The organism is Acidimicrobiales bacterium (assembly GCA_035533095.1).
Classification (GTDB): Bacteria; Actinomycetota; Acidimicrobiia; order Acidimicrobiales; family Palsa-688; genus DATLUM01.
In genome coordinates, this window is record DATLUM010000092.1 from 43,707 (window position 1) to 55,505 (window position 11,799).

The window sequence follows — 11,799 nt, forward strand, 5'->3', positions numbered from 1 at the left end:
TTCAACTGGTTGGTATCAACCGCTTCTCAGCGCATCAGGAACGAACTGCTGGGCGCGGCTCTCGACCGCTGGGAGGACGAAGAAGAACCCTTCAGCGACAAGGAACTCGACGCCGCCGCCGCCCGCGGGACGTCCCGCCGGCGAGGCGCCGCTAGAGAGCGGTTCTTGACGCTGGTGCACTGGTGGCCGTTGACAGGCGGGACCGCAGGGTCGGCGCAACGCCACGATCATCCGAGTGTGAGGCATCCGGACCGGGCTCCGACGTCCCGGGCATCCCGGTAGCGTGAAGCTCGTCCAGGAGTGTCATCCATGCAGTTCAGCGCATCTATCCTCGCCGCTCTGGGAGCGGCCGTCGCCTTCGCTTTCGCCGCTGTCCTCCAGCAGGAATCCTCCCAGGCGGCGCCCGAGGACAAGTCGCTGTCGGTCGGTCTTCTCACCGACCTTTTCCGCCGCCCGAAATGGCTCGCCGGAGGGGCCTTCCTGCTGACGGGTTTCGGGCTGCAGGCACTCGCCTTGGCGTATGGCCCGGTGGCGCTGGTCCAGCCGATCGTGGTCACCGAACTTGCTTTCGCCATCCCCTTCGGCATCGTTCGCCGCCACCGCCGGGCGGGCCGGCGAGAGTGGATCGGTATCGCCTGCATCATGACCGGAGTCTCGCTGTTCCTGCTCATCGCCTCTCCGACCAAAGGGATCGACGAGCCCTCCGGCGTCGCGTGGGTCACGTCTTTGGTACCGGTGGGTGTCATCGCCGCGGGCGCCTTGGTGCTGGGCCGCAGCTACAAGGGGCCCAGGCGCGCGATGTTCCTCGGCGCGACGGCCGGCTTGTCATTCGGTGTGCTCTCGGTGCTCACCAAGTCGATCACCCACCTTCTCAGCCGCGACGTCGCACTGGCGTTCGTCACCTGGCAGGTCTACGCGGCGATCGGCGTAGGAATGGCCGCCCTCATCGTTTCCCAGAGCGCGTACCAGGCGGGTCCCCTCGCCTACTCGATGCCGATGGTCGGGCTGCTCGAGCCGGTCGTCGCCGTCGTCATCGGGGACACGGTTCTCGGCGAGCAGGTACACCTCTCCGGCGCCACGGTGGTGCTCGAGCTGATCGCCGCCGGGGTCGCGTGCGTGGGGATCACGCTGTTGACCACATCGCAAACCGTGCTCAGCATCTACGAGGAACGCCACCCTCACGGGGATCACCCGACCCATGCCGGCGGGGTCGCGTGACCCGGACCGACCCGCCGATTGGCCTGACCGGCGCTCAGAACAACGTCGGGGCTACCAGCGGTGAGGGAGGCTGCCGTACAGCTCGGACCAGACGTTGTCGCGGTGCGTGGACAGCCATCCGGCCAGGTTCGGCGAGGTCTCCCGGTCGCCCCAGGAGGTCGGGTCGTACCAGTGGCTGCCTCCCTCGGTCTCGATCTCGTCTTTTTCACCGGCCTGGAGCAGCTCTCGGTTGGCGACGAAGAAGTCCTCGACGTCATCGGTCATCTTGGGCTTCATGTCGTTGACCAACCGGTACATGTAGTCGAAGACGGGCTGGCCGCCGAGGAAGTTTCCGAGGTTCTCCTTCGGGATCTTGGGCACCTCGCCTTTGGAGGGGGCCAGCTGCCAGTCGGCCCAGGCCAGCTGGCGGTTCTCCTCGTCGGCGTAGCGGGCCAGGACCTTGATGCCCTTCAGGCATGCGTCGGTCATGGGCATGTAGTACTTGCTCCAGAGGTCGCCGAGCAGAGGCACGGCTTTCACGAAGCTCATGCCGACGCTTATGGCGTCCATGGCGGTACCGAACTCGTCGACGGTGCGGTCGATGGAGCCGGCTCGCTCCTGGCCGATGGCTGAGATGTCGGCGATCACCCGCGCCGCTCCCAGAACTTGGTTTACGTGTTCCAGTCCCTCCGCGAGGCTGTTCTTGCCCTGGAGGAGTTCGCCGATCTCTTCAGGCGCCTTCCACGCCTCCTCGCTTTCACCGCCGCTGAAGAGCTGGACGACACCACGGACCCGGTTGGCCCACTGCACGACCTTGGTGGCCTTCTCCGAGTACTGCTTGATACCTTCCAGCGCTTCTTTGACCGATTCGACTCCCTCGGCGTCGCCGACCCGGAACCGGTCGTGCAGTTCCTCGGCCATCTGGTCCTCGTCGCCTTCGGTCGACTTGGCCTTGATCGGTTCGATGGCTTCGAGGACCTTGTTGGCGATCTTCTCGCCCTGCTCCTTGTAGGACGCTTCGGCGAGGGAACCCATGACTATCAGGTCGGTGAGATCTTGGTCGCTGATCGGCTGGTCGGGACCGGACCCCCGCACCTTGGCTACTTCGGGCGACAGCGATCGAATCACGCTGTCGCAGGCGGCCTGCACCTCGGGGAACCCGGTGAACGACCTCAGGTTCCGGAACCGGTCAATGATCTGCTCCAAGCCAAGTGCGGCTTCCTCGTTGACGGTTGCCGAGCCAAAGCCGAACGGCATGTTCCACACCCGGGCAGTCGGGCTGGTATCGGTGGGCAGCTGCGGTTGGCGCTGTAGCGGTACCGACCGCGCCGCGGCGGCGGGAGCCATCAATCGGGAGGTCGCCCCGTTGCCGGCCGAGCGTTGCAGGCCGATCATCAGCTGCGGGCTCAGCGGCCCCGGCCGGGGCCCTTCGGCCGCGGTACGGGCCGGGCCGTTTTGAGAAGGGCGGGTCTGATCTGGTTCAGCCCTCTCCTTGATCGACAACGAGCTTCCCGCTCCTCCCTCGAGTGTCGGCGTACCAGGATCGCGCACGCCGCTCGCACCTGTAAATGGCAAGATCTTTGGAGGAACCGGCTCACCTTGTGCGCCGGTGCATCGAATGGGCGAAGGAACAAGTTGTACGTGTAGGTGATCCCGGCGGCCATCCCCTTGACGGCGCTGAGAACCGACATCGCCGAGCCCGGTCCGCCTGGCCCGAACGGGTCGGAGGTAAACCAACCCCGGTCTCCGAACGCCGCGGTCGCGACAGGCATGGCCAGCAGGAACACGACCAGGGCCCGCGGTAGCCGCCATATCCGCCGTCGCCGGATGCTTCGCCCTTACGCGAGGAAATAGGCCGAACCTTGCGTAACGCGGATCTCGATCACTCTGTCGCGTTCGAGGCGAGCGGCGCCCGGCGGCCGATCCCGGAAACGCCTGCTCCAACCCGCCTGACGAGTTCCTCAAGGACGTGTCGAGCGTCCGCGACGGGAGAAGGTGAAAGAACAATGAGCAACAATTCAGTCAATGGGGGGGTCCCCGATTCGACGCGAATGATTCGGAGCTCCGCCGGCTCCCACTTAGCAGGCGACGACGGGTTAGCCCACTGCACGGCCACTGAGGCGACGGTGCTCGAGATCGGATTAAGCCGACCCGTGATCGAGACCAGCGGGACGCCCTTGTGTGCGGCGAGCTCGTTGGCGCCCGAGAGTCGGGGAGCCCCGCTGTCACCCATCCCCCGCTCGGCGAAGCCCTCGAGGACATGGCACACGTCATCGAACGTGGCCGTCAGATACTCGCTAGCGAACATGGCGATCACCACCTGAGCAGTGACACTGGCTCCATAGTCAACAGTCAGCATTGATCAGATCATGCTCAGACCTGGTGTGACTAGGTGCGAACGACTCTTTGGTTGAAGCCGTAAAGCCGCCGGCCAGGATCTGCACCGGCCGGCCGGCCGGGGCAACAACAGACTATATAACTGAGGTATGTCCAAGATCATGGTGTCGCTCCCCGAGGACCTGGTCCGACGCCTCGACCAAGAGGCGCGCAAGCGTGCAACGAGCCGAAGCGCCCTGATCGCCGTCGCAGCCCGGCGCGAGCTCGCCCGCCGCGACCCTGAGGCAGTCGCAGCCGCGATAGCACGCTCAGAAGAACGCTTCCGGGCGGCCGGCGCCTTCGAGGCGGCCGAACTGGTACGCGGGGACCGCGACAGCCGCCGTTGACGATACTGCTGGTCGACACCTCGGTCCTCATCAAGTGGTTCCACAGCGAGGGAGAGACATCGCTCGCGGAGGCTCGGGCAATTCGCGACGCCAATGAACGCGGCGACCTCGATGCACGTGTAATCGACCTGGCGGTGTACGAGATGGGGAACCTGCTTCTCCGATCGCTTCACTGGTCCGCTGCCGATGTCGCCGACCAGCTCGATGACCTCATCGCCATATGCGGTACTCCGCTAGTGATGGAGCCGGGGTGGCTGCACGAGGCGGCGTCGCTCGGATCGAGGCACGAGTTGACGTTTTACGATGCGGCCTGGGCGGCCGCGGCACGAGGTCTCGGTGTCTCCCTGGTCAGCTCGGACCCGCAACTTCTGACCGCACGCCTCGCAGAATCACCCGCCGCTGCCGCCAAGCGCCTCCGCTTGCGGCTCGCCTAGATCGCGGTTGACCTTCTAATAGCGTTGTAGCCCTGGTGTGGCGGCCTGGTGTGGCGGCCTGGTGTGGCGGCCTGGAACCGGCCGGCAAGGCAAGCAGCCATCCGTATAGTGGACCGGTGAACGAGTTCTTGAGCGACATCAAAACCCTCCGGGCGCGCGCCCGCCAGCAGATCGAGGAGGGACCGATCACCGCGGCCTACGGCGCGGACCGCGAGCGAGTGATCAGCGTGCTCAACGAGGCGCTCGCCACCGAGCTCGTGTGCGTACTCCGCTACAAGCGGCACTACTTCATGGCGCAGGGAATCAACGCGTCGAATGCCGCAACGGAGTTCTTGCAGCACGCTACCGACGAGCAGGGCCACGCGGATCGCATCGCAACCCGCATCGTGCAGCTGCAGGGCGAACCGAATTTCGATCCGGACGGCCTCGCCAGCCGAAGCCACGCCGAGTACGTCGCGGGCAGCGATCTCGTCGACATGATCAAAGAGGACCTCGTCGCCGAGCGGATCGCGATTGACTCCTACAACGAGATCATCCGCTGGCTGGCCGACAAGGACGTCACCACCCGGCGGCTCATCGAGGACATCCTCGCCGTCGAAGAAGAGCACGCCGACGACCTCTTGACGTTGCTGCAGTCCCAGTAGGTCGCGGTTCCAGCACTGACCCTTGGGCTTCGGCTCTAGCGGCCGAGTACGAGAGGTCGCGTCGCTGGTTCAAGCCCGGGGGATGGTGGGTCGTAGACTTACAAGAGTCTAACACTCATGTTAGAGCCTTGGCTGTCTAGCTCCCCGATGGCGTGGCCCTCCTACGTGGGTCCGTCGCCGGCGAAGTACCGGCGCAGGTAGTCCGCGAAACCGGGGACGGCGAATTCGACGACGTTGTACGCGGGGGCGTAAACGATGCCTTTGGCGATGAGGCGATCCCTTATCGGCGACGCCTGCTTAGGCGTCCGTCCCAGCCGGCGGGCCACGTCCCCGGAGGGGATCCGGCTGTCGCCGATCTCGGCCATTGCCCGCAGATACCCCTGCTCGCCGGCGGACGCCTTCTCCAGACGGATCCGGTAGAGCCCCTCGTCGAGGCGCCGGCGTGCCGGTGGCAGGGCCCGGCGCACCGCTGACGCGTCGATGATCGTCCCGGGGCGGTCGGAGGGAGCATCTGCAGCCCACCAGGTCTCCTCGGCGAAAAGCTGGACGAAATACGGGTAGGACTGGGCGGCCTCGCGCAGCAAAGCGAGCGCCCCTTCGCTGTAGTCGACGTCGAACTCCCTCGCCGGGCCGCGGATGGCCTCGTCGACGTCCGCGTCGGACAACCAGTCCACCCGGTCGTAGTAGAGGCGCTCCGAATAGGTACCTGACGCGGCCAGGTGCCCCGGCAGGTCCGGCAGGCCAGCGCCGACGAAGGCGACGGGAAGGCCCTCCACCGCCTGGGCCGCGTGCAGGAGAGCGGAGAGGTCCCGGCGGTCGATGAGCTGCATCTCGTCGAAGAGGAACACCGCGCCGACGCCGGCTTCGGCCGCCGCCTCGCCGAGGCGCACGAACAGGGCGTCGAGGGCGTCTTCGGGCAGTGTGCGATCGGCTCGGGGCTGCAGACCCAGATTCACGGTCACCTCTCCTATCGAGGCGGCGACCGAAGCCGAGCCGACCAGCTCCTTGAGCCAGTCGAGCGTCTTGGCGACCCTTCCCCGTCCGAGCACGGCCTGGCCCTGCACCAAGATGCTCGCCACCGATGCACCTATACCGGCACCCTTGCGTGCCTCGTGGTACCCGGCCAGCCATCCCTGGTCGCGGAAGTGGTCGAGTGCCGTCTGCAGGAGGACGGTCTTGCCCATCCCGCGCAACCCGGTCCACACGATGTTCTCCGCGCCCCGCCGCCCCTGGAACTGGCCGATGAGCCGGTCGATCATGGCCAGCTGGCGGCCCCGACCTGCCAGAACTCCTGGGCGAGTGCCGGCGCCGGCGCAGTAGGGGTTGACGACGGTACTTACCAAGACTCCGAAGAGTCTAGCATCAACCATAGACTCATGAACCCCACACCCCGGCGGTCCGATATGGATCTACCCTGCTGATGAAACGCCCGTATACATCTGAATAGAACGCTTGCCATATAGCCCGATGGTGTGCTGCGGATGGCATGCCGTTTCGCATGGGTGGCACGATCGGAAGGTGCTCGACCGGGAGAGCCCCTGGGTGCGACGGCTCTTCAAGGCCCCGATACGCCTGTATCACTGGCGCCTCGGCTCCCTGCTCGGGCACCGGTTCGTTCTGCTCGAGCATCGTGGGCGACGCAGCGGCACCAGATATGAGACTGCGCTCGAGGTCGTCAAGTGGGATCCCGAGGGGGAAGTTGTCGTGGTGTCGGGTTGGGGCCCAGCCGCTGACTGGTACCGCAACGTCACTGCTGGAGGCGACGTCCGGATAACTGTCGGCAGCCGAAGCTTCTCCGCAACCCACCGGGTGCTGCCCCACGACGAGGCGGCCGAGGTACTGGCCGACTACGAGCACCGCAACCGCTATGTCCGCCCCGTCATCAACCGGATGCTCGGCTATCTGGCCGGATGGCACTACGACGGCTCCGTGGAGGCCCGACGCCGCTTGGTCGAACAGCTACCGATGGTCGCTTTCCGCCCCACCGTGCCATGACGATCTCCGGGGACTGCCTCGAAGACGGGCCCTTGTCCGGCCGGCGCGGGCGGTTCCGGGCAAACCGGGTCTCGCACCGATAGCGCCGTCTTTTGCATCTCCGTCGGGTGCCTACCCAGGTGCACCACCCCACCGTGAACCCGAAACAGAGAGGCAGGTGGGCTCCTCGCCCCCGTCGGGTACGTTCTGTTCGATGCGAAGTCACCGGCTCGTGCGTGCGGCCGCCGCCGTGGCCGTGGCGCTGACAGCCGGAGCGTGTGGGGCAGCGCAGGGACCACCGGCAACACCGCCCAGCGCTGTGCCGCCCACAATCAAGGCCTCCTACATGAGGCAGTTCAAGGCCGATGTGATCACCGACAGCGCTGGCTTCGCTCTTTATGTCTTCCAGCCCGACCATGGCCAGCGGGTGACCTGCAAGAACTCCTGCGCGGTGATATGGCCGCCCGTCTTCATGTCTCCCAACCAGCGCGCCGCGGCCGGCCCAGGTGTCCAGCCTTCCCTGCTCGGGAGCGACCTCTATTCGAGCGGCAGATCCGTAGTCACCTATAACGGCTGGCCGCTCTACACCTACGTGAGTGACACCACGGCGGGCGTCGCGGCCGGCCAGGGCCTCAATCTCAACGGCGGCTACTGGTACGTAATTCGACCCGACGGCACAGTCATCGTGCCTCCTGGAGACCCGCCCGCAACCTGAACCAAATACGACTACCCAGCACGGCTGGGATGACCACGCGCCGAGGACGTCGACGAGTTCACTACCCGTCCTGGTATCTAATCTGATACCGCTGTGGTAATGTAGCTGGAATGGACGCTGCCAGCACGCTCCGTCGAGCTCGGCTGAACGCCCGGCTGTCTCTACGGGCTCTCGCCGAGCGCGCCGACACTTCACATGCGACCCTGGCCGCCTACGAGGCCGGGCGAACGATTCCACGCGTCGACACCCTCGACCGCATCCTGCGAGCCGCAGGCTACGCCTCGGACATCACCATCTCGGGTCGACCCGATGCGACCGACGCTGAGCGCTACGCCAAGGGTCGAGAGCTCCTCCAGGTCCTCGATCTTGCCGCCCAGTTCCCCGCTCGCCACGATCCCGTGATCACTTTCCCCCGGTTCCCGACCGATACCCGCGCATGAGCCTCGACCCGACGGGCCTTCCGTACAAGATGATGGCCATCCACGAGAGCCTGGCTGCCGCTCAGATCAGCCACGCCTTTGGTGGCGCGCTCGCCTTGGCCTGGTGCACACAACAGGCGCGGGGCACGATCGACCTCGACATCAACGTGTTCGTCAGTCCCGAGCGCACCGCCTCGGCCCTCGCGGCCCTTCCACCCGAGATTGTCGCGACGGAGGATGACCGCGCCCTCCTCGAACGAGACGGGCAGGCACGGCTGTGGTGGGAGAACACTCCAGTCGACGTCTTCCTCAACACGACCGAGTTCCACGAACAGGTCGCAACTCGGGTCCACCTGGAGCCGTTCGTCGGCGAGCAGCTGCCGTTCCTTGCCTGTCATGACCTCGCCGTCTTCAAGGCGTTCTTCAACCGCACCAGAGACTGGGCCGACCTCGAAGCCATGGTGGCGGCCGGGTCGCTCGAGGTGTCCGCTGTCGCTGGAGTGCTCGCGGGCTTCCTGAGAGCCGACGACGACCGCGTCGAGCACCTGCTGTCGCTCGCTCGATGATCGCCGAGCCCTTCGACGCCGCCATTAGGTACCGCATCATTGTGGAGGCGTACTCTTGGGACCGGCCGAAGCTGAGGGTCGTCTCACGGAATAGCGCTGATCAGTACCGTCGTTGAACCGGTCATGAGCGTCGGCCACACCATCAACATCGTCCCGAGCAAGGCCCACGTCGAGGTCCGCTTGGATGGCAACCTGCTCGCTTCCACCGACCGCGCCATGCGCCTGGAAGAAACCGGTCTCCCGCCCCGGTACTACCTCCCGCGCGACGACGTGCGTATGGACCTGCTCCGCAGTACGTCATTCCATACCACCTGCCCGTTCAAAGGCGAGGCCTCCTACTTCTCTGTGGAGATCGACGGACGAACCCACGACGGCATCGTGTGGAGTTACGAGACACCGAAGCCCGAGGCCTCTGATATCGGCGGGATGCTGTCCTTCTATCCAGACCGGACTGAAATCACTCTTGATGGCGAATTGCTAAATGCCTGAGTGACTGCCGGGGCGGCTCAGTTTCTCCCGAGGACGTCGACGAGTTCGCCTTGCGGGCCGAGCAGGGTTTGACGCCATTCAGCGATGAGTGCCGTGGTATCCCGGTCGGTCGGGTGGAACCCGCGTCGGGGTCACGCAACAACGAGAGTTGCCCCGCCCGGACTCGGTGGGCGGGCGGTATCGGGACTGAGCCGGCGCGCCACCGCCGCGACGATTTCGTCACGATCACTCGGCCAGGGTCCGCGACCTCACGGGACAGCGCTTCAGGGAAATCCACTCACCCACCGCGCCAGTGAACCGATCAGATCTTGATGGCTGCCACGACGGCGCCCATCATGGCGGCGAACAACACAGCCATGACGCTCATCACCGACACCAGCAGCGAGCGGAACTCACGGAATGTCTCGTCGAAGCGCCGATTGACTTCAGCGAATCCGGATCGCATCTGAACGTCCAGGGTGTCGAGCCGGCGGTCGACCTCGGTGAATCGCTCGTCGATGCGCCCGAATTGCTCGTCGATGCGCCCGAATTGCTCGTCGATGCGTGCGAACCGGTCGTCGATGCGCGCGAACCGGTCGTCGATGCGGTCGAACCGCATATCCACGCGGGTCTCCAGAGCGTCCAGGTCGCGTTTGGTGGCCACGTCCGCCCAGCCGACCGGCGGCAGGTGCTCCATCAGCACCGTGGCCTCCTTGGGGCCCAACACTTGCTCCAGCCGCTGGTAGAGATGGTGGCGACTCTCCTCGCTGATAGCCACGAAAGCCTCCTCGGTGAATCGGGTCAGAGAGAACTCGTCCCGTTCTCCGAGGGGCTTTTCCCAGTGTACGCACGGTCTGCGACACCAACGGCCGTCAATCCATCAAACGGCTGATCTCGTCACGCTCAGGCCAGGCAACCGGCTCGCCGCTCGTTTCGAGCACCCCTTCGCCCGCCTCCGCCACCGCGATCACCGCTGCTCGATGTCCGGCCTGTGCAAACGCGTTCGCGGCGGTGTCGGCCACCGAGGCGTCGAAGGCTGCCAGCAGCGAACCAGAAGCGAGGGTCGCCCACGGATCGACGCCGACGGCCCGGCAGACCTCGAGCGCCGGCTCCCACCACAACACCTGGTCGCGATCCACCCGTAGGCGGACTTTCGAAGCTGCCGCCATCTCGTGCAGACCCGCCGCCAGACCGCCCTCGGTCGGGTCGTGCATCGCCGTCGCTCCCAGATCGGCTGCCAGCAGCGCTGCGTCCACGACGGAGATGCCCGGCCTATCCAACGCCGCCTCCACGGCCTCGAGCACCTCCGGGTCGAGCCCGCCCAGCTTCGTGGAGAACCCCGACGCCAGCACGGCCGCCCCCTCCACAGGCGCAACACCGACTTGGAAGACAACCTGGCCTTCGCGCACACCACCGGTCGTCACGAAACGACGGTCCTCCGCGAATCCGATCATCTGCCCCACGACCACAACCTGGCGGACGGCAGCCGTCACCTCGCTATGACCGCCCACCAAAGCGACACCGCACCCGGCCAGTGCCTCACCCAGCTGCGCGAACAGCGCCGCCGTCTCCGGCTCGGTGGACCCCGGTGGCAGCAGCACCGTGGCCAGGAACCAGCGCGGCCTGACGCCGGTGACGGCTACGTCGTTGGCGTTGACCGTAACGGCGTAACGGCCGAGGTCCCGCCCGACAAGAGTGACCGGATCGGTGGACACGACCAGGACACCGCCTGGCAGGTCGATGGCGCAGGCGTCCTCACCCACCGCCGGCCCGAGCAGGACATCAGCGGTGCGAGAGCCCTCTGCAGCAGCCAGCAGACGGCCGAGCAGCAAAACCGGCAGCTTGCCGATTCCCAGCGTCCGTGCGGCACACATGACTCGAGCATCGTATGGCCCAACAGGGAAAAGACCGCCCGGTCGCGAGCTGAACGCCGGGCTTCGGGTCCACGCCCCCGGCAGTTCTCTGGTCGATCAGATCTTGATGGCTGCCACGACGGCACCCATCATGGCAGCGAACAGCACCGCCATGACGCTCATCACCGAGACCAGCAGCGAGCGAAACTCCCGGAACGTCTCGTCAAAGCGCCGATTGACTTCAGCGAATCCAGATCGCATCTGAACGTCCAGGGTTTCGAGCCGGCGGTCGACCTCGGTGAAACGCTCGTCGATGCGCGCGAATCGCTCGTCCACCCGGTCGAACCGCATATCCACTCGGGCTTCCAGGGCGTCCAGGGCGCGCTTGGTGGCCACGTCCGCCCAGCCCACCGGCGGCAGGTGCTCCATCAGCACCGCGGCCTCCTTGGGGCCCAACACCTGCTCCAGCCGCTGGTAGATATGGTGGCGACTCTCCTCGCTGATAGCCACGACGATTTCCCTCGATCGATCGAATCAGCTCGAGAGAGAGCTGCCCCGTGCTCCGCGGGCACACCCAGTGTAAGCCCCTGCCTGCGACGACGAAGGCTGGAGGGCTCTCGCGACCGAGGGTCGCGTCGCTCAGCCGGGACGGCGGAGAATCGCGGCGAGGACGCGCCCGCCCTCGCCGCGAAGGGCACAGATCAGTGGGAGGTCGCCCGCAAGCGGTCGACCGCTTCACCGACTGTGCCCGTCTCGTCGGCCTCCAGGCTCGGGTTGCGCGACGCGAGCAGGATGCTGACGACGAG

General features: G+C 66.0%; 15 protein-coding genes. 9 read left to right on the forward strand and 6 right to left on the reverse strand.

Annotated elements, in window-relative coordinates; all coding sequences use genetic code 11:
* Positions 1–309 precede the first annotated feature (309 nt).
* The gene (locus tag VNF71_11390; protein HVA75154.1) at positions 310–1,218 is read left to right on the forward strand and encodes a DMT family transporter; all 909 of its coding nucleotides are present in this window, start codon (positions 310–312) and stop codon (positions 1,216–1,218) included.
* Between the two features lie 51 nt (positions 1,219–1,269).
* Here VNF71_11390 and VNF71_11395 read toward each other — a convergent pair whose 3' ends face one another.
* Positions 1,270–2,592, reverse strand: coding sequence for a hypothetical protein (locus VNF71_11395; protein HVA75155.1), 1,323 nt, complete (start codon positions 2,590–2,592; stop codon positions 1,270–1,272).
* A gap of 487 nt (positions 2,593–3,079) precedes the next feature.
* Positions 3,080–3,556, reverse strand: coding sequence for a hypothetical protein (locus VNF71_11400; GenBank protein HVA75156.1), 477 nt, complete (start codon positions 3,554–3,556; stop codon positions 3,080–3,082).
* A 127-nt stretch (positions 3,557–3,683) separates the two neighbouring features.
* Between VNF71_11400 and VNF71_11405 the strand changes: the two genes are divergently transcribed.
* From VNF71_11405 to VNF71_11415, 3 genes are all read left to right on the forward strand, one after another.
* Complete coding sequence (locus tag VNF71_11405; GenBank protein ID HVA75157.1) at positions 3,684–3,920, forward strand: ribbon-helix-helix protein, CopG family; 237 nt, start codon at positions 3,684–3,686, stop codon at positions 3,918–3,920.
* Positions 3,917–4,354 carry a PIN domain-containing protein gene (locus VNF71_11410; GenBank protein ID HVA75158.1) on the forward strand — a complete coding sequence of 146 codons (438 nt, stop codon included), beginning with the start codon at positions 3,917–3,919 and terminating at the stop codon, positions 4,352–4,354. The genes VNF71_11405 and VNF71_11410 overlap by 4 nt, the downstream gene beginning before the upstream one ends.
* Before the next feature lie 116 nt (positions 4,355–4,470).
* The gene (locus VNF71_11415) at positions 4,471–4,998 is read left to right on the forward strand and encodes a ferritin-like domain-containing protein (GenBank protein ID HVA75159.1); all 528 of its coding nucleotides are present in this window, start codon (positions 4,471–4,473) and stop codon (positions 4,996–4,998) included.
* A gap of 161 nt (positions 4,999–5,159) precedes the next feature.
* Here the strand turns inward: VNF71_11415 and VNF71_11420 are convergent, their stop codons facing one another.
* Positions 5,160–6,341 (reverse strand): ATP-binding protein, encoded by a 1,182-nt coding sequence (locus VNF71_11420; GenBank protein HVA75160.1) that lies wholly within the window; start codon positions 6,339–6,341, stop codon positions 5,160–5,162.
* A gap of 175 nt (positions 6,342–6,516) precedes the next feature.
* On the opposite strand from VNF71_11420, the gene VNF71_11425 reads away from it, so the two are divergent.
* The 5 genes from VNF71_11425 to VNF71_11445 all read left to right on the forward strand — a co-directional run bounded on the left by VNF71_11425 (position 6,517) and on the right by VNF71_11445 (position 9,161).
* Complete coding sequence (locus VNF71_11425) at positions 6,517–6,993, forward strand: nitroreductase family deazaflavin-dependent oxidoreductase (GenBank protein HVA75161.1); 477 nt, start codon at positions 6,517–6,519, stop codon at positions 6,991–6,993.
* A 193-nt stretch (positions 6,994–7,186) separates the two neighbouring features.
* Positions 7,187–7,687 (forward strand): hypothetical protein, encoded by a 501-nt coding sequence (locus VNF71_11430; GenBank protein HVA75162.1) that lies wholly within the window; start codon positions 7,187–7,189, stop codon positions 7,685–7,687.
* A 110-nt stretch (positions 7,688–7,797) separates the two neighbouring features.
* Positions 7,798–8,127 carry a helix-turn-helix transcriptional regulator gene (locus VNF71_11435; protein HVA75163.1) on the forward strand — a complete coding sequence of 110 codons (330 nt, stop codon included), beginning with the start codon at positions 7,798–7,800 and terminating at the stop codon, positions 8,125–8,127.
* Positions 8,124–8,672 (forward strand): hypothetical protein, encoded by a 549-nt coding sequence (locus tag VNF71_11440; protein ID HVA75164.1) that lies wholly within the window; start codon positions 8,124–8,126, stop codon positions 8,670–8,672. The genes VNF71_11435 and VNF71_11440 overlap by 4 nt, the downstream gene beginning before the upstream one ends.
* Positions 8,673–8,795: 123 nt before the next feature.
* Positions 8,796–9,161, forward strand: a complete 366-nt coding sequence (locus tag VNF71_11445) for a DUF427 domain-containing protein (protein ID HVA75165.1) — start codon at positions 8,796–8,798, stop codon at positions 9,159–9,161.
* A gap of 301 nt (positions 9,162–9,462) precedes the next feature.
* Here VNF71_11445 and VNF71_11450 read toward each other — a convergent pair whose 3' ends face one another.
* The 3 genes from VNF71_11450 to VNF71_11460 all read right to left on the reverse strand — a co-directional run bounded on the left by VNF71_11450 (position 9,463) and on the right by VNF71_11460 (position 11,503).
* Positions 9,463–9,918, reverse strand: coding sequence for a hypothetical protein (locus tag VNF71_11450; protein HVA75166.1), 456 nt, complete (start codon positions 9,916–9,918; stop codon positions 9,463–9,465).
* Positions 9,919–10,012: 94 nt separating this feature from the next.
* On the reverse strand, positions 10,013–11,014 hold the full coding sequence (locus VNF71_11455; GenBank protein HVA75167.1) for an AIR synthase-related protein: 1,002 nt from the start codon (positions 11,012–11,014) through the stop codon (positions 10,013–10,015).
* A gap of 96 nt (positions 11,015–11,110) precedes the next feature.
* Positions 11,111–11,503, reverse strand: coding sequence for a hypothetical protein (locus tag VNF71_11460; protein ID HVA75168.1), 393 nt, complete (start codon positions 11,501–11,503; stop codon positions 11,111–11,113).
* Positions 11,504–11,799 lie beyond the last annotated feature (296 nt).